The sequence below is a fragment of the Shewanella sp. Shew256 genome, from assembly GCF_002196695.1.
GTDB lineage: Bacteria > Pseudomonadota > Gammaproteobacteria > Enterobacterales > Shewanellaceae > Shewanella > Shewanella mangrovisoli.
On the sequence record NZ_NAJR01000001.1, the window covers coordinates 81506 to 98468 of the forward strand.

16 protein-coding genes are annotated in these 16963 nt (G+C 49.2%); all 16 read left to right on the forward strand.

Features of this window, described 5'->3' with window-relative positions:
- Positions 1 to 6 precede the first annotated feature (6 nt).
- The 16 genes from B5P39_RS00400 to B5P39_RS00475 all read left to right on the forward strand — a co-directional run bounded on the left by B5P39_RS00400 (position 7) and on the right by B5P39_RS00475 (position 16914).
- On the forward strand, positions 7 to 936 hold the full coding sequence (locus B5P39_RS00400) for an ExeA family protein (protein ID WP_088210035.1): 930 nt from the start codon (positions 7 to 9) through the stop codon (positions 934 to 936).
- Positions 933 to 2234: a tetratricopeptide repeat protein gene (locus tag B5P39_RS00405; RefSeq protein ID WP_088210036.1), complete on the forward strand. Its 1302-nt coding sequence runs from the start codon at positions 933 to 935 to the stop codon at positions 2232 to 2234. The genes B5P39_RS00400 and B5P39_RS00405 overlap by 4 nt, the downstream gene beginning before the upstream one ends.
- Positions 2231 to 3991, forward strand: a complete 1761-nt coding sequence (locus B5P39_RS00410; protein ID WP_088210037.1) for a GspE/PulE family protein — start codon at positions 2231 to 2233, stop codon at positions 3989 to 3991. Before B5P39_RS00405 ends, B5P39_RS00410 begins: the two co-directional genes overlap by 4 nt.
- Positions 3992 to 3993: 2 nt before the next feature.
- Positions 3994 to 5214 carry a type II secretion system F family protein gene (locus B5P39_RS00415; RefSeq protein ID WP_088210038.1) on the forward strand — a complete coding sequence of 407 codons (1221 nt, stop codon included), beginning with the start codon at positions 3994 to 3996 and terminating at the stop codon, positions 5212 to 5214.
- Between the two features lie 38 nt (positions 5215 to 5252).
- Positions 5253 to 5747, forward strand: a complete 495-nt coding sequence (locus B5P39_RS00420; RefSeq protein ID WP_088210039.1) for an MSHA biogenesis protein MshF — start codon at positions 5253 to 5255, stop codon at positions 5745 to 5747.
- A 76-nt stretch (positions 5748 to 5823) separates the two neighbouring features.
- Positions 5824 to 6441, forward strand: a complete 618-nt coding sequence (locus B5P39_RS00425; RefSeq protein ID WP_088210040.1) for a prepilin-type N-terminal cleavage/methylation domain-containing protein — start codon at positions 5824 to 5826, stop codon at positions 6439 to 6441.
- 84 nt (positions 6442 to 6525) lie between these two features.
- Positions 6526 to 7050 carry a type II secretion system protein gene (locus B5P39_RS00430; RefSeq protein WP_088210041.1) on the forward strand — a complete coding sequence of 175 codons (525 nt, stop codon included), beginning with the start codon at positions 6526 to 6528 and terminating at the stop codon, positions 7048 to 7050.
- A gap of 243 nt (positions 7051 to 7293) precedes the next feature.
- Positions 7294 to 7782 carry a prepilin-type N-terminal cleavage/methylation domain-containing protein gene (locus tag B5P39_RS00435; protein WP_088210042.1) on the forward strand — a complete coding sequence of 163 codons (489 nt, stop codon included), beginning with the start codon at positions 7294 to 7296 and terminating at the stop codon, positions 7780 to 7782.
- Positions 7772 to 8326: a prepilin-type N-terminal cleavage/methylation domain-containing protein gene (locus B5P39_RS00440; protein WP_088210043.1), complete on the forward strand. Its 555-nt coding sequence runs from the start codon at positions 7772 to 7774 to the stop codon at positions 8324 to 8326. Before B5P39_RS00435 ends, B5P39_RS00440 begins: the two co-directional genes overlap by 11 nt.
- Positions 8326 to 9174 carry a PilW family protein gene (locus B5P39_RS00445; protein WP_088210044.1) on the forward strand — a complete coding sequence of 283 codons (849 nt, stop codon included), beginning with the start codon at positions 8326 to 8328 and terminating at the stop codon, positions 9172 to 9174. The genes B5P39_RS00440 and B5P39_RS00445 overlap by 1 nt, the downstream gene beginning before the upstream one ends.
- Positions 9164 to 9622 (forward strand): MSHA biogenesis protein MshP, encoded by a 459-nt coding sequence (locus B5P39_RS00450; protein ID WP_088210045.1) that lies wholly within the window; start codon positions 9164 to 9166, stop codon positions 9620 to 9622. Before B5P39_RS00445 ends, B5P39_RS00450 begins: the two co-directional genes overlap by 11 nt.
- Positions 9612 to 13349 carry a DUF6701 domain-containing protein gene (locus B5P39_RS00455; protein WP_088210046.1) on the forward strand — a complete coding sequence of 1246 codons (3738 nt, stop codon included), beginning with the start codon at positions 9612 to 9614 and terminating at the stop codon, positions 13347 to 13349. The genes B5P39_RS00450 and B5P39_RS00455 overlap by 11 nt, the downstream gene beginning before the upstream one ends.
- 343 nt (positions 13350 to 13692) lie before the next feature.
- Positions 13693 to 14742 (forward strand): rod shape-determining protein, encoded by a 1050-nt coding sequence (locus B5P39_RS00460; protein ID WP_011624203.1) that lies wholly within the window; start codon positions 13693 to 13695, stop codon positions 14740 to 14742.
- Positions 14743 to 14786: 44 nt separating this feature from the next.
- Positions 14787 to 15839 carry a rod shape-determining protein MreC gene (mreC, locus tag B5P39_RS00465; RefSeq protein ID WP_088210047.1) on the forward strand — a complete coding sequence of 351 codons (1053 nt, stop codon included), beginning with the start codon at positions 14787 to 14789 and terminating at the stop codon, positions 15837 to 15839.
- Entirely contained in the window at positions 15839 to 16327 is a 489-nt protein-coding gene (gene mreD / locus B5P39_RS00470) for a rod shape-determining protein MreD (protein ID WP_011718418.1), read from the forward strand. The genes mreC and mreD overlap by 1 nt, the downstream gene beginning before the upstream one ends.
- Positions 16328 to 16329: 2 nt before the next feature.
- The gene (locus B5P39_RS00475) at positions 16330 to 16914 is read left to right on the forward strand and encodes a Maf family protein (protein WP_088210048.1); all 585 of its coding nucleotides are present in this window, start codon (positions 16330 to 16332) and stop codon (positions 16912 to 16914) included.
- The last annotated feature ends 49 nt before the right edge of the window (positions 16915 to 16963 follow it).

The following is a 16963-nucleotide window of genomic DNA, read 5'->3' on the forward strand; positions in this document are numbered from 1 at the left end:
GCTTTCATGTATTTGAAGCACTTTGGACTCAGCCAAACGCCATTTTCGTTAACACCTAATACCGGATTTTTTTTCGGGTTATCCCCGCACGTAGAGGCGCTGCAAGTATTGCAGACCGCCCTACAAACAGGGGAAGGTTTTATTAAAGTCACAGGCGAAGTGGGCACGGGCAAAACCTTAATCTGCCGTAAGTTGATTAATGAGCTGCCGCAGGGCTTCCATTGTGCGTATCTTCCTAATCCTTATCTCACCCCCGCCGAGCTGCGCTGGGCGGTGGCCAATGAGCTTGGATTAAAGTACACCAGCGAAATCGATCAGCAGCAACTCACCGGACTTATCCAGCAACAATTACTCGCCCTGAGCGCCCATGGTCACGCCATTGTATTAGTGCTGGATGAAGCGCAGGCCTTGCCCGATGAGAGCCTAGAAGCGCTGCGACTGTTTACCAATCTTGAAACCGAGAGCCGTAAGTTGTTGCAAGTGGTGCTCTTTGGTCAGCCCGAGTTGGATGAGCGATTAAAGCGTCAAGCCTTTAGGCAACTGCGGCAGCGCATCACCTTTAGCTACAGTCTGCGGCCGCTAACCTGGGACGAAACCGATGCCTACATTCGCTATCGCTTAGCGGTGGCTGGCTATGCGGGACAGGCGTTATTCAGCGCTAAATTGACCCGTAAGATTGCCGAGGCATCACGTGGCATTCCAAGATTGATCAACATTTTAGCCCATAAGGCCCTGATGCTCAGTTTTGGCGAAGGCGCAACGCAAGTGCGTATGACCCACATTAAGGGCGCGATACAGGATACCGAAGATGTCAGTCGCGGCTCGCAAAGGTGGCCAGCGTATATGGCGATTGCACTGATAGCATGTGCAGCGGCAATTGGGGCATTACTGCTCTCTGGCGTTAACCTGCAACAGTTGTGGGGAGGCGTCGCATGAGTGTGATCAACAAGATGCTGCAGGATCTCGATAAGCGCCAGCAGGGCCATTCCCTCAGCAATGTGGCAGTGCATCAGGCGCAGTATTTAGGGCGCCCCAATCCATCGCGCAAATGGTTAGTCATCAGTTTAGTGTCGCTGCTGGTGGGTGGTTTATCGGTTTATACCTTTCAGTCGACCTACGGCGTGAAGAGTGTCGCAGATAACAGTGCAAATCCTGTTGTGAATTTGCAAACTCAGTCGGATAACGCCCACCCACAGACTGATACGAGTCCTCTGGAAACAGAAACGACTACACCAACTGAGCCAACAGCAGAGATGGCACAAGTGAGTCAGTCGTCAACTGTTACTCCTGCACAGGATATATCTGAGTTAGCAGAATCTGCCCCAAGTGTGGCTCAATCTCCCCGTGTAAATACGGCGCCCTTAGAGCCAAGGAGTGAGCAGACAACCGAATCAGTTGCGGCAAACACCTCAACTGATATACCTAACAAGGCGGCATTAACCCAAGAGTCGGTGCTGGCCCAAAGTGAGTCACAACAGGTTACTGCGAAAGTAAATCAAGCTGAAGTTACCGCAAGCCAGAGCGAGGTAAAAATAGCTCAACCTGAGGCCAAGGCGAGTGAGCCAGTCGTGCCTGCTGCGGCTCAAGTTTCGAGCAAAGCTTCAAGCCAAGCTCAGTCAACGGGGCAAATGGCGATTCGAGAAGTGAAGTTGTCCTCAAGCCAACTCGCGCAAAAGCAGTTAGTGTTGGCGGCGGATGCCGAAAAGCAGGGGCAGCTGGTTAAGGCAATGGATTACTACGCTAAGGCACTCAAGCTTGACCCAAGTTTGCACGAGTCGCGCAAACAGCTGGCGGCGCTGCACTATGGTCAAGGCGAGTTGGCTCAAGCGGCCGAAGTGTTAGCGCAGGGACTATTACTTTATCCGCAAGAGTTTGAATTTGCTTTGCTATTGGCAAGGGTGCAACATGCTATGGGCGAGACAGATCTGGCTCTTGCTAGCCTTGCTCAAATTCCCGATGGCCATCCTTTAGCTCGACAAAAGTGGTTAGCTCAAACGGATTTGGCTCAAAAACAAGGCCAATATTCGTTAGTTGAACAGGCTTACCGTAAGTTATTGCAGCAGGAGCCGCAGCAGGGGAAATGGTGGATGGGATTAGCCTATGCCCTCGATTCTCAGCAGCAATTCGGCCCCGCCAGTCAGGCCTATCGCACCGCCTTAAGTTATGCAGGCCTGTCGACCCAAGCCACGGCTTTTATTGAACAACGTTTACAACAACTAGGAGATAGCCAATGAAACCCAGATTAAAGATGCGTTTGGGCGATCTGTTAGTTCAAGAATCGATTATTACCGAAGAGCAGTTACAACAAGCCTTGGGAGAGCAGCGCAAGACAGGGCATAAGCTCGGCCGAACCCTGATTGAGCTGCGCTCCATTAGCGAAACCCAACTGCTGCAATTTTTGTCGCAGCAGCTCAATCTGCCGCTGCTGGATATCAGCAAACGCCCAATTCCTGCCGAAGTGGTGAGCCTTATCCCCGAGGTGCAAGCACGGCGTTTTCGCGCCCTCGCGGTGGAAGATAGGGGTGATACGGTATTAGTGGCCATGAGCGACCCGGCGGATTTGCAGGCGCTCGACCATTTAGAAATTTTAATCGCACCGAAAAAGCTCAGTGTTGCGGTGGCCCCCGAGCAGCAATTACTGCAAGCCTTCGATAACCTGTATCGTCGCACCGACCAAATCGCGCAAATAGCCGGTAAGCTCGAAGAGGAATATGCCGCAGATCAAATGTTTGATCTGGCGAGCCTGACTTCAAGCGATAGCGATAATGAAACCACAGTCGTTAAGCTGCTGCAGTCGATTTTTGAAGATGCGGTGCAAATGCGCGCCTCGGATATTCATATTGAGCCCGGCGAAAAAGCGCTGCGGATCCGCCAACGTATCGACGGCCAGTTACACGAGACCATTCTAAACGAAGTCAATATCGCTGCGGCTTTAGTATTGCGACTTAAGCTTATGGCTGGGCTAGATATTTCTGAAAAACGTCTGCCGCAGGACGGGCGTTTTCATATGGAAATCAAGGGCCACAAGATTGACGTGCGTATGTCGACCATGCCGATTTACCACGGCGAATCTGTGGTAATGCGTCTACTCGACCAATCCGCAGGCTTATTGACCTTAAATGAGACTGGGATGCCGCCGCATATTTTGGCGCGTATCCGTAAACAGATTAAACGTCCCCACGGCATGTTGCTGGTGACAGGACCTACGGGTAGCGGTAAAACCACCACCTTGTATGGCATTTTAAGTGAGCTCAATACCGCGGATCGCAAAATCATCACGGTAGAAGATCCGGTCGAATACCAATTGCCAAGGATCAACCAAGTTCAAGTTAACCATAAGATTGGACTCGATTTTTCGAACGTGCTGCGTACCACCTTGCGTCAAGACCCGGACATCATCATGGTCGGTGAGATGCGCGACCAAGAAACGGTGGAGATTGGTCTTAGGGGCGCACTCACGGGTCACTTTGTGTTGTCTACCTTGCACACTAACGATGCGGTGACCAGCGCGCTTCGTTTGCTCGATATGGGCGCCGCCAGTTACTTAGTGGCGAGTGCGCTGAGGGTGATTATTGCCCAGCGTCTAGTGCGCCGCGTGTGCCATAACTGTGGCGTGGAATATCAGCCTACAGCGCAGGAAAAAGCCTGGCTGAATAGCGTGAGTCGTCAGGACTTTTCATCGGCCAAGTTCCGCATTGGCACTGGCTGCCAAAGCTGTAACGGCAGTGGTTATCGCGGCCGTATCGGTATTTTTGAGATCCTCGAATTGGATGAAAAGATGATAGATGCGATGCGTACTGGTAATCCACAGGATTTTGCCCGTGCAGCCCTGCAAAGCCCGAATTTTACCCCGCTGGCCGAGTCGGCACTGCAATATTTGAGCGAGGGCATGACGACCATTGAAGAGGTGGCTAAGCTTGTTGAGGATGTGAGTGAGTCACAGGTGCCACTCTCGCGGGATATTATCAGTCAGCAAGGCGTTGAGGCGTAATTATGCCGGTTTATCAATACCGTGGACGCAGTGGACAAGGTCAGGCCGTAACGGGTCAGCTCGATGCTGCCTCCGAGGGAGCGGCGGCCGATATGCTGTTAGCCCGCGGCATTATCCCGTTAGAAGTCAAAGTCGCGAAGGAAGCTAAGTCCTTTACCTTGGCGCAGCTGTTTAAGCGCAAAGTCGGCTTGGATGAATTACAAATTTTTACCCGGCAAATGTACTCGTTAACGCGCTCGGGGATCCCCATCCTGCGCGCCATTGCTGGCTTATCCGAAACCGCCCACTCCCAACGGATGAAAGATGCGCTGAATGATATTTCAGAGCAGTTAACTGCGGGGCGCCCACTGTCATCGGCCATGAACCAACATCCAGATGTGTTTGATTCTCTGTTTGTTTCTATGGTTCATGTGGGCGAAAACACCGGTAAGTTAGAGGATGCTTTTATTCAGCTCTCGGGTTATATCGAGCGTGAGCAGGAAACTCGCCGCCGAATTAAAGCTGCGATGCGTTATCCCATATTTGTATTGATTGCCATCGCGCTGGCGATGGTGATTTTAAATATTATGGTGATCCCGAAATTCGCCGAGATGTTTACCCGCTTTGGTGCCGACTTGCCTTGGGCGACTAAGGTGTTAATCGGCACATCAAACCTGTTTGTCAACTACTGGCCCTTGATGCTGATAATACTGCTCGGAACCATTATTGGTATCCGCTATTGGCACCATACGGAAAAAGGCGAGAAACAGTGGGACCAGTGGAAGTTACACATTCCCGCCGTGGGATCGATTATTGAACGCTCGACCCTCTCCCGTTATTGCCGCAGTTTTTCGATGATGTTGAGTGCGGGGGTGCCAATGACGCAGGCACTCAGTCTAGTGGCCGATGCGGTGGATAATGCGTATATGCACGACAAAATTGTCGGGATGCGCCGAGGTATTGAGTCTGGCGAATCTATGCTGAGGGTGTCGAACCAGAGTAAATTGTTCACGCCACTGGTGTTGCAAATGGTCGCGGTAGGCGAAGAAACCGGACAAATTGATCAACTGTTAAACGATGCTGCCGATTTTTACGAGGGTGAGGTCGATTACGATCTTAAAAATCTCACCGCAAAGTTAGAGCCGATTTTGATCGGGATCGTAGCTGTGATTGTATTGATTTTAGCGCTGGGTATTTACCTGCCGATGTGGGACATGCTCAACGTGGTTAAAGGCGGGAAGTAATGCCGAGTCGAGAATTTAACTCAATTAGGATCAAATAGATGCAGAGCCAGCAGAAGGCCGAAAGCGATCTATTACGTGTGTATGGGCGGCTCGTTAGCTTGACCTTGATCTTGATTATTCTCGCGGTGATTGGCGTTAAATATTTTGCGACTATGCCACAACTTGCCGCCCGCAGTGTGGAGCTCGAACATACGCGCTTCTTAAATGTGTTGGCTATGGTGCGTTCCCAATGGTTATCCCTTGGCAAACCACAACAAATGCGACTAGATTGGGAAGTGTTTAACGAGCAAAGCGCAAATAATGATCAAACTTCTGTGCTTATGAGTGTGCAGGGTTGGCCACAACCGAGTCATCTTGATGACCAAAGTTGTCAGCTATTATGGCAACAATTAATGGGTCAAGAGGCTGGGGATGAATCCCTTACGGGCTCGTATTTTACTAAGGATAATAGCTGCCGTTATCGCTCAAAAAATGGGGACAGTATCGGCTACCAACTAAACTCTGGCAGGGTCATTTTTTTGACGTCTTCCTAAAATATTGTTAAGTAACGGGCTTTTTTAAACTGATTTAGCTGTTAGAATGGACTTTCATCAAGATAGGGAGAGACGAATGAAGACTAAGCAAGATGGTTTTTCATTGATTGAACTGGTCATAGTGATCGTTATTTTAGGTCTGTTGGCCGCCACCGCGATCCCTCGTTTTTTAAATGTTACCGATGATGCTGAAGATGCCAGTGTGGACGGAGTCGCGGGTGGCTTATCCACCGCAGTGAGTTTTGTGCGTTCGCAATGGGAAGTCGATGGTCGTCAAAATAGCAGTGTGATCTTAGACGGTACTGCAGTGTCCCTCGATCCGCGTTTTGGTTATCCAACGGGCACCTCTGGTACCGATGCGACGGCGATGACCGATGCAAGCTGTCAACAGGTATTCAATACTGTGTTGCAAAGTGCGCCGCGTAACGTGCTTTATTCGCAAGATGCGCGTAATCAACGTTATACAGTGCGCGTTATCGATGGTGCCGGCGGTAGTTCAAATTCGATTAGCGGAACAGCCGTAACGGGTCTCGATTTATGTGTTTATCACCAAGTGGCTTCACTGGTGCTAAACCAAACCACAGGTGTACCGACTCCTGCGCCAGATTTATCGACTACTGGTGCTAAAGGGGTGGTTTATAACCCTGGTACGGGCAAAGTATTAAGTTTCACTCAAACACCATTTACGCCTTAATTAAATGTTTTAATTGGTTTATCTTTTAAGTAGTTTATTTTTAACTGACTAAGTTACTTGGTTCTCAAAGAAGGGTAGTTTTATATGAAAAGACAACAAGGTTTTACCTTAATCGAATTAGTCGTTGTGATCATTATCTTAGGTATTCTTGCTGTCACAGCGGCACCTAAGTTTATTAATTTGCAGTCAGATGCTCGTGCATCTGCAATTCAAGGGATGAAGGGGGCTATTCAAGGTGCAAATAGTCTAGTTTATTCAAAAGCAGCATTAGCAGGTAAAGAGAAAGAAGCAACTTATACATTAGATATTGCTGGTACATCAGCATCAGCCACCGACGACGTTGCTATTGTTTATGGTTATATGGATGCGACTAAAGCGGCTTTAGAAGCTGGAATGGACGTTAAATTTGATGCGGGTACTTCACCAACTGCAACTGGCTCAAATGATTGGGTTATTAATGTTTCTGGTAGCACTGCTACTATCTGGCAACGTGGCGCTCCTGCTGATGTAACTACAGCTGGTTCTGAAGCAAGCTGTAAGATTGTTTACACTGCAGCAGCTAGCGCAGGTGCTTTGCCAACGATTACTCTTACAGATAATGGCTGTTAATTTAAATTACGGAAAAAGGCCTGCCTAGCAGGCCTTTTTTTTAGGTCAGCAATTTATGGAAATGTTGGCTGTAATAAAATGAATTTGCTAATTATTTCTTTTGTTTAGGCGAAATATTTGCCTTACGAATCAAGTTGGCAGAAACTGAACCTAGAACCTAGAACCTAGAACCTAGAACCTAGAACCTAGAACCTAGAACCTAGAACCTAGAACCTAGAACCTAGCATCACGGCAAAGCGGACAATGCGTAGATTTTCCAGCGGCAGACAGTTTGGGTTTACCTTAGTCGAACTCGTGACCACTATTATCCTGATTGGGATTCTATCGGTGACGGTACTGCCGCGCTTATTTAGCCAGTCATCCTACAGCGCCTTTAGTTTGCGCAATGAATTTATGGCCGAGCTGCGCCAGGTTCAGCAAAAAGCCCTGAATAATACCGATAGATGTTACCGCGTTGTCGTGTCGGCGACGGGTTACCAAGTGAGTCAGTTTGCCAGTCGCGATAGCACTGGTTGTACGGGCTCGCCATTGTCTCCTAACCCTTTATCCAGTCAAGCTTTTCAAGGTGGCGCGCAGTTAGTGCTTATCAGTAACAATGCCAAGAGCTTTTACCTTGATTTTGATATCAATGGTCGAGCATCGCTTGCGTGTAATGGGCCATGTATCAATGTGATCGCCAATGACACTGTGGCGATTAATATCTCCAGCGAGGGCTATATTTATGCGAATTAATCCTCCGCTGTTTTCAATCAGTACCTCAGTAAAAATATCTTCAAAAGCTAAACCACAACAGGGGTTTACCTTAATTGAGTTAGTGGTTGGCATGTTAGTCATAGCCATCGCTATCGTAATGCTCAGTAGCATGTTATTTCCGCAAGCGGACCGCGCCGCCAAGACCTTACATCGAGTCAAGAGTGCCGAGCTTGCCCACTCGGTGATGAATGAGATTTGGGGCAAAATATACGACCAAAATACCAATGCCAATGGTGGTGTGCCAGCTTGCGGGAGTCCATTAGGCAGTAGTTGCTCGGCCGTATTAGGGCCAGAGGCGGGCGAGGGGCGTAACGATTTTAACGATGTGGATGACTATCACGGCTTAACTCAAAACGCCACTATGCTCAATTCCAGCCAAACTTATGCGCAGGCGTACCCGAACTATCAATTAAGTGTCTCTGTCGCCTATGGAACAGCACCCAATACCAAGTTAGTGACCATTAATGTGACTACCCCAGATAACGAAGTGATCACTTACAATCTGGTGAGGAGCAATTACTAATGGGCGCTTTCTCCAGCACGCGTATGCCACGTTCAGCACTGGGTTTTACCTTAGTCGAAATGGTCACTGTGATCCTTATCTTAGGCATTCTGGTGGTGGGCGTGAGTAGCTTTATTATTTTCGGCACGCGGATTTTTGTGGAGTCTAGTTCGGTTGACCAAGTGCTAAGCCAGAGTCGTTTTGCTGTGGAGCGTATGACCCGTGAGCTGCGCAGTGCCGTGCCTAACAGTGTGCGGCTCAATAGTAATGGCTTAACCTATCAATGTGTTGAATTTGTTCCTATTGAGGCGAGTACCACTTATTTAGCTATGCCGATTGCGCCGAGTGCCGCAGCTCTCACTGGAACTGTGATTTTAGATAATGTGACCAGCAAGATTGCGGCTAACCAGTATGTGTGGGTTTACCCCTTAACCGACCGTGATGTGTATGACAGCACTAAGCTAAAGCGCGCGCAGATTAACAGCATTAGCAGTGCCGCGAACCAAGTGACTTTAACCTTTACGGCCAATACGAGATTTGCTGAAGCGTCCCCGCGGCAAAGGATCTATTTTGGTTCGAGTCCTGTGAGTTATTGTTTTGAAAAAGCGCCATCAAGCAATGATTTAACTCTTAAGCGTTATACTGGCTATGGGTTGAATGCCAGCCAGCCAACGCCTACGGATATGAGTTCGGGTGTGCTAATGGCCCAGGATGTGGCCAATGAGTTGAGTAATAACGCCGATTTACCGCTGATCTTAACGCCATCGAGTCTAGTCAATAATGCGATGGTGCATTTACAACCGCGATTTAATGTCAACGGCGAGACATTCCAATATCGACATCAAGTGCAGGTGATTAATGTCCCCTAACTTATTTAGCCTCTCGCGCTCAGAATATCGTCAGTGTGCGGCTCATCGCCAAGGTGGTAGCGCCTTGGTCATCGGTATTTTTGTTATTACCGTGATGTTTTTATTGGCCGCCGCCCTAATCAACATAGTCGAAGATGCCGATACCGGATTAACTCAAGAAGTGTGGGGGACTCGCGCCTTAGCGGCGGCGAACAGTGGTGCCGATGCGGCGCTGGCGCAATTATTCCCATTAAACGCCCCCGCCAATGCGACGGCGACCTGTACCAGTGTTGCAAACTCCTGGACGCCGCCCAATGTAGTAGGTTTCCATGCCTGTAGCGTGAGTTTAAGTTGTACATCCTATGCGGTCGGCACAGTCACTCAGTTCCGCATTAATAGCAAAGCGATATGCGAGAGTGGTGATACCCGTGTAAGCCGTCAAGTAGAGGTAGAAGCCCGTGGCAATTAACTGGTTATATCGGATTGTGCTCTCTGGCGCGCTGTTGGGTGTGTCAGGCGCAACCTATGCGTTTGATTATGTTGATCAGAGTGCCATTTTCCCTAATGTTGCGCAGGGGCACCATGGGGATAACTCGAATGTGTGCCACCAGATCTCCTCTCCACAGCTTAAGATCAATAACAGCGGCATTATTAATGGCACGGGTGGCGGCAGACTGGATTATTGCTCAAGTAATGATGGCAGCGGGCTTTCAAACAGTAGTTGTGACGATGGTTTTGGTGGCGTTCGTAAATGCACTATCGATTACTCGGATATTCGCGGTTTAAATTTAACAGGGAATAATGCGTTTTTATCTAGTAATGGTAACGGTGGTGGAGTGGGTTCTTGTAATACTGGAGAACAACTCACCCTAGGTGCGAATGGGCAAAATCAGTTTAGTAGCATCGCACTTTATTCAGCTTGCTCTCTCACATTATCGGCAAGCCAAAATGAGTATCGATTTAACTCGATCGAACTGGGAAGTGGGGCAACACTCGTATTACCCGAAGGGGATTACTGGATCCGAAACTTTACGTTAAATCAGAACGCTAAAGTGGTTTTGCAGGGTAATGTCAGAATATTTACTCTGCAATCATTTGGATTAAATGGTGCGAAGTTTAATGAGGCAAATAGCGCATCAGCATTAATTATTGCCTATGGCGATGTCAGCTTAACTGGGACAACATTGTTAAATGGGCGGGTTTATAGTGATAATAAAATTGCTGTAAATAATGACGCTATCATTAATGGTCGTGTGACGAGTCGTTATTTAGAAATCAATTCTAATGGCAAAATTAATGATGGCCAGCCACCGCTCCAGTGTTTTACCGATAACTTCTCCCAGAGTGCCTTAAGTAACGACTGGGTAGTATCTCGTAGTAGCGGTTCTTTTACTCCTGTCATTGTCAGCGGTCGTATGCGCTTAACCGAGGCAAAATCGAATCAATCCACAGCCTCGACCTATCAAAGATTATTCCCCGCCGCCAATAACTTAGTTGAGATCCAATTTGATCACTATGCCTATGGTGGCAATGGCGCCGATGGTATCGCGCTGGTGTTATCAGATGCTGCTATCACGCCACAGCCAGGCGCCTTTGGTGGGCCTTTAGGCTATGGCTTTAAACCCGGCATCAATGGTTTTGCTGGTGGTTGGTTGGGTATCGGGATCGATGAATTTGGTAACTTCTCCGGCGAAGGTGGTAGCTACAATATCGGCCAGCGCCGTCAGTCGGTTGCGGTGCGTGGTTCTGGTGCTGGCACCTCTGGATACCGCTATTTGCGGGGAACTTGTAATAACGGCACCAGCAATACCAGTGGTAACTGTTTATCTCCCACGGTCGATGGCAACAATGTCTCGCCTGCTCACCGCTATAAAATCACTATCGACTCGCAGGTTTCCGGTCAGTCGATGGTGAAGATTGAGCGTAATACGGGGTCGGGATTTGTCACCTTAATTCCTGCTTTTAATGCCATCGCACAAACGGACCAAGCGGCGACGCCGAGTGATTTCTTGTTGTCGCTCACTGGGTCAACCGGGGGCTCGAATAACAATCATGAAATTGATAACGTTCAAATTTGTGCCTTGAGGTCAAATCCCGTTGGCGCACAAATCGATCATTTTGAGTTTGACCATACGGGGCAGGGATTAACCTGTAATCCCGAAACGGTAACGATTCGAGCCTGCGCCAACGCCAGTTGTAGCCAGCTTTTTACCGATCCTTTAGCGGCGACCTTGTTACCCGAATCCGCCTCCGAAGGCATCTGGATTGGCGGCAATCAGGTGAGTTTTAGCAATGGCAGTACCCAATTGCAGCTAAGACGTAATACCCCTGGCGTTGTGACCTTGGGGGTGAAAGGTTCGAGCCCGACAACCAAGCCTTTAAGTAAAACCCTTTGCCGTATTGGGAATGGGGGCCTGAGTGAAAACAACTGTTCACTTACCTTCGCCGACAGTGGTTTTGTCTTCGATGTGCCCGATAAGCGTGCAAATCGCCCCGAGCAAGTGTTAGTCAAAGCGGTGAAAAAATCCGATGTGACTCAGCAGTGTGTTCCAAGCTTCCAAAGCCAGACTAAGACCTTGAATTTCTGGAGTAGTTATCACACCCCGAGTGCCCCTATCTCGCCAAAAGCCGTCACCATCAACAATACAGCCATTGGCAGTTCAAACGCCTCGCCAACGGCGTTGAATCTGGTGTTTGATACTAACGGACAGGCAAGCATTTCAGTGAATTACCCCGATGCGGGCAAATTACAACTCGACGCCCAATATATCGGCAGTGGCAACGAGCAAGGCTTAGTGATGACGGGCTCGGACCAATTTGTCAGTGTGCCTGCGGGGTTGTGCGTCAAACCCGTGGACGCCAGCGCCAGTTGCCCAAGTGCAGATATGAGCTGTAATGCCTACCGTAAAGCGGGGCAGAATTTCGGTATGACGGTCCAAGCTATGGCCTGGGAAAAGGACGGCGATACGGACTTTTGTTCGGGCAACGCATCTACGCCTAACTTTAGCGACCAAGCCATGAAACTAACCAGTAAGGTTGTTGCGCCAAACATTGCCAGCGGTGGCCATGATGGCACATTAGGTGTGGCATCCTATAGTCATGCTATCCAAGCCAATAACCTTAATAGCATCACTAATCAAACGATTAGCGAAGTTGGGGTGTTCCAAATCGCGGCGCAGGCGAGCCCAAATTATCTCGGGGCGGCCAGCAGCTTAAATATTCCGATTGGCTATTCAACTAATATTGGCCGCTTTGTGCCCGACAGATTTTTAGTGGGCGATATTTCCGTCTTACCCGCCTGCGGCAGTTTTAGCTATATGGATCAACCCTTCCCGATGTCGATGAGCCTCAAAGCCTTAAATGTCGGTGGCGCTGTGACGCAGAACTATTTCCCACCATTCTCCCTCGCGACCGCGAAATTGGTGGGCGAAAACAATAACAATGGTATCGACTTACAGAGTCGCTTAAGTGCCTTGCCCGTCAATGCGGCGAGTTGGGTTCAAGGTGTGGCGACGGTCGATGGCGCTTACCGCGCTTATTTAAACCGAGTAACCCCGAATGTGGCGACGAATCTCTATCAAGATGGTCCCTTCGAGCTGCTTGATATTGGCGTACAGTTGATGGATAACGATCCTCGGCCAAATGGGCTTTACAGCTATGTGGCCTCGCCCGATATGGATGCGGCAACCACGGGTAATTGTACCAACTGTAATGCCAAGAAAATCACCACACAGATCCTGCGCCATGGTCGAGTGGTGATGGACAATACCTATGGTCCAGAGACCGAAATCCTCAAGATGCCGACCCGAGCCGAATATTGGAATGGGGCTAATTGGGCATTAAATGGCGATGATAGCTGTACGATTGCAACCTATGGCCTTGGGTCGCAGGTGGATAATGCAGCCTTAGGCTATCACTTTGACCCGGATTTGATAACAGGGCAGAGCATTAATCGCTCCGGCGCTTCATCGGCTTTTCAAGCGGGACAATTTGATTTGCTGTGGCGAGCGCTCACCTCGAGTGGCAACTTATATCGCGGCCAAGTCACCGCGCCTTTAGATGTGCCGACCTGGTTAGAATGGTATTGGAACTGGAATGGGGTCTCCCCAACCAGCTTATCCGATCCCCGCGCGAGTGCGTTTTTTGGTCGTTACCGTGGCCATGACAGAATCATCTACTGGCGAGAGGTCAATTAAAGCGGTTTTCAATTTGATTTTGCTGAATTGGGTTTCTGCTTTGGTGATTGATCATGAGGCGATGGTTTTTTGAGGCGACGTTGCAAAGTGTGATACAGAGGAAAAATGCAAGAAACAGGTTTTACTAATGTTGCGAACTTGTATTGAGAGTGGTTTTTAACTGTTGGATTTTTCATCAATAAAGCGCTTTTTTCGATTAAATAGTGTTTTTGAGCGGCACATTTGAAAAAAAATCACTCCATTAGCGATTGTTAACCTCAACGGTCTTGTGGAATCAGGGTGGCATTGATAAAGTTAGCTGATTTTTCTTTTCTTCTGACTCCACAGAATACAGGCTAGTTACATGTTCAAGAAGCTGCGTGGCATTTTTTCTAATGATCTATCGATCGATTTGGGTACAGCTAACACCTTAATTTATGTTCGTGATGAAGGCATAGTCCTCAATGAGCCTTCTGTTGTTGCTATACGTGGTGAACGTAGTAGTTCTGGTCAGAAGTCTGTTGCCGCTGTCGGTACAGAAGCCAAACAAATGTTAGGCCGTACCCCTGGCAATATCCAAGCAATCCGTCCAATGAAAGACGGTGTGATTGCCGACTTTTATGTGACTGAGAAAATGTTGCAGCACTTTATTAAACAAGTGCATAACAACAGCTTTTTTCGTCCAAGCCCACGTGTTTTAGTCTGTGTTCCTGTTGGCGCAACCCAAGTTGAACGCCGTGCGATTCGCGAGTCAGCCATGGGCGCTGGTGCCCGTGAGGTCTATTTGATTGAAGAGCCAATGGCCGCAGCAATTGGTGCGGGTTTACCTGTATCTGAAGCCACAGGTTCTATGGTTGTGGACATCGGTGGTGGTACTACTGAAGTCGCAATTATCTCCTTGAATGGTGTGGTGTATTCCTCTTCTGTACGTATCGGCGGTGACAAGTTTGATGATGCCATCATCAACTATGTACGTCGTAACTACGGCAGCTTGATTGGTGAAGCAACGGCTGAGCGCATCAAGCACACTATCGGTACTGCTTACCCAGGTGATGAAGTATTAGAGATTGAAGTCCGTGGTCGTAACTTGGCCGAAGGTGTACCTCGTAGCTTCACGCTGAACAGCAACGAAATTTTAGAAGCACTGCAAGAGCCATTGTCTGGCATTGTGAGTGCCGTCATGGTGGCATTAGAGCAATCGCCACCAGAATTAGCGTCTGATATCTCTGAGCGCGGCATGGTATTAACCGGTGGTGGTGCCTTACTGCGTGATTTAGACCGTTTATTGATGCAAGAAACTGGAATTCCAGTCATGGTGGCGGACGATCCTCTGACCTGCGTAGCGCGTGGTGGTGGTAAAGCCCTCGAAATGATTGATATGCACGGCGGCGATCTGTTCTCCGAAGAAACTTAATCTAACTTCGGTATGGGGCGGTTAATCACCGCCTTAGCTTTCCTATGAAGCCTATTTTTGTTCGTGGTATTTCGAACCAGTTCCGTTTAACACTGGCAATTATCCTGTCGGTGATTTTGCTCGCCGCAAATCACCGTCTCGATCCTGCCCGTGAATCCCTTTCATCCGCCTTAAGCCCCATCCAATACCTTGCGAGTGTGCCCAGTGCGATCCTCGATTGGTCATCGGAGAGTTTTGCTACCCGCAATATGTTGGCATTGCAAAATAAAGAGCTGTTAAGGCAACAATTATTAATGAGTGAGCGTCTGCAGCGCTTCGAGCATCTGCGTCAGGAAAACGAGCGTTTACGCGCCCTATTGGGGTCGCCTGCCTATCAGGATTCCCGCAAAATGGTGGCCGAAGTGATGGAGGTGGCCAGCGATCCTTCCCACCATTATGTGGTGCTGAACCACGGTTCGCGCAGTGGGGTATTTGTTGGTCAACCCGTAGTGGATGCCCAGGGCGTTGTCGGCCAGGTTGTACAGGTCAGTGAGATGACCAGCCGTGTGCTCTTGCTCTCCGATGTATCCCACGGTTTACCCGTGCGAATTACCCGTAACGATGTGCGTTTAGTGGCTAACGGTACTGGTGAGCTCGATGAGATTGAACTACGCCATGTGGCCAAGAGTACCGATATTCGCGTTGGCGACTTGTTAGTGACCTCAGGTCTTGGTAATCGCTTCCCCGAAGGTTATCCGGTGGCGCGGGTCATGGAAGTCTTAACCGAAGACGGTCAGAGTTATGCGCGTGTCACGGCTCAGCCGTTAGCGGCGCTCGATAGGATTCGTTATCTGCTGTTGATTTGGCCATCCCCAGATTCTGGCGTGACTTTGCCGAATCAAATCCCTGTGCCAGCCGCGGATCATCCTGCGGAAGAAGCTAAACCCGATGCGGGCAATGCTAATCCTCAAGGCGCTGTTAATGCGACCGTGCCTAGTAACGCAGCACCTAATAGCACTGCACCTAATACGACAGCGCCGAACGCCGCTGCGGCGCCAAGCAATGCCAATGGTGCATCGAACGCTGCTACCACTCAACCGCCAGCCGAGGTGCACTAATGAGTTTACAAGCTGCAAATGGCAGACTCGTGGTATGGCTGACCCTATTTGTCGGGCTGTTAAGTCAGATTATGCCGCTGCCTTCGATTGTCGAAGCTTGGCGTCCTGACTGGCTATTGATGATCCTAATTTATTGGTCAATTGCGCTGCCCCACAGATATAACATTCTCACGGCTTGGCTGATGGGATTGGCCCTCGATATTCTGCTTGGCGCCACCTTAGGTGTGCGCTCGCTCGCCATGTCATTAGTGATTTATATGGCGATTTTGCACTGCCAACGTTTGCGTAACTTCCCTAAGTGGCAACAGGCGCTGGTGGTGATGGTGCTGATCGTTATCTATCACCTGATTATCTATTGGGTCGAGTTTGTGATGGATGGCGCTAAGTTCCATACGGATCTGTTTTTACCCGCATTATCGGGCCTAGTATTTTGGCCGTGGATTTTTTGGATTTTGCGTCGAATTCGACGTCATTATAAGGTGCGTTAGTCGTGAATTTAGTCTTAGCCTCAACCTCGCCGCGCCGTAAAGAGTTGTTGACTCATATTGGTTTGGGTCGCGCCGAGTTTTGTTTTACCCAAGTGGCGCCGGATATCGACGAAACCCCAAGGGTAGCTGAGTTACCACGCGACTATGTACAGCGCCTCGCGGCCGAAAAAGCCCAAGCAGGGCTTGCATTATGCTCAGGCATGTCACAGCCTGCTGTATTAGGTTCTGATACTATCGTGGTGCTTGAAAACGAAATATTAGGTAAGCCTGTTGATGAGGCCGATGCCAAGCGGGTACTGCGGGCACTTTCGGGTAAGGCGCACACTGTGATGACGGCAGTCGCCTTAGCCAAGGCAGAGCATACCTCAGTGCGTTTAGTCGAAACCTTAGTGCGTTTTTGCGCACTGTCGGACGCAGATATCGATGCCTACGTTGCCTCAAAGGAGCCAATGGATAAGGCTGGCAGCTATGGGATCCAAGGTTTGGGCGGTTGTTTTGTCGAATCTATTGAAGGGAGTTACTCCTGCGTCGTGGGCTTGCCCTTAGTGGAGACCCGTGAGCTGTTATCTGAGGCGGGAATACGCTAATCGGAGGATTGAGCGGCTCGCTAACGGGAGCAATATTAGGCCTTAGTTG

Excerpts from the sequence above, each read along its gene's own strand:
- B5P39_RS00400 (WP_088210035.1), top strand. The coding sequence starts at position 7 with ATGTATTTGAAGCACTTTGGACTCAGCCAAACGCCATTTTCGTTAACA.
- B5P39_RS00405 (WP_088210036.1), top strand. The coding sequence starts at position 933 with ATGAGTGTGATCAACAAGATGCTGCAGGATCTCGATAAGCGCCAGCAG.
- B5P39_RS00410 (WP_088210037.1), top strand. The coding sequence starts at position 2,231 with ATGAAACCCAGATTAAAGATGCGTTTGGGCGATCTGTTAGTTCAAGAA.
- B5P39_RS00415 (WP_088210038.1), top strand. The coding sequence starts at position 3,994 with ATGCCGGTTTATCAATACCGTGGACGCAGTGGACAAGGTCAGGCCGTA.
- B5P39_RS00420 (WP_088210039.1), top strand. The coding sequence starts at position 5,253 with ATGCAGAGCCAGCAGAAGGCCGAAAGCGATCTATTACGTGTGTATGGG.
- B5P39_RS00425 (WP_088210040.1), top strand. The coding sequence starts at position 5,824 with ATGAAGACTAAGCAAGATGGTTTTTCATTGATTGAACTGGTCATAGTG.
- B5P39_RS00430 (WP_088210041.1), top strand. The coding sequence starts at position 6,526 with ATGAAAAGACAACAAGGTTTTACCTTAATCGAATTAGTCGTTGTGATC.
- B5P39_RS00435 (WP_088210042.1), top strand. The coding sequence starts at position 7,294 with ATGCGTAGATTTTCCAGCGGCAGACAGTTTGGGTTTACCTTAGTCGAA.
- B5P39_RS00440 (WP_088210043.1), top strand. The coding sequence starts at position 7,772 with ATGCGAATTAATCCTCCGCTGTTTTCAATCAGTACCTCAGTAAAAATA.
- B5P39_RS00445 (WP_088210044.1), top strand. The coding sequence starts at position 8,326 with ATGGGCGCTTTCTCCAGCACGCGTATGCCACGTTCAGCACTGGGTTTT.
- B5P39_RS00450 (WP_088210045.1), top strand. The coding sequence starts at position 9,164 with ATGTCCCCTAACTTATTTAGCCTCTCGCGCTCAGAATATCGTCAGTGT.
- B5P39_RS00460 (WP_011624203.1), top strand. The coding sequence starts at position 13,693 with ATGTTCAAGAAGCTGCGTGGCATTTTTTCTAATGATCTATCGATCGAT.
- mreC (WP_088210047.1), top strand. The coding sequence starts at position 14,787 with ATGAAGCCTATTTTTGTTCGTGGTATTTCGAACCAGTTCCGTTTAACA.
- mreD (WP_011718418.1), top strand. The coding sequence starts at position 15,839 with ATGAGTTTACAAGCTGCAAATGGCAGACTCGTGGTATGGCTGACCCTA.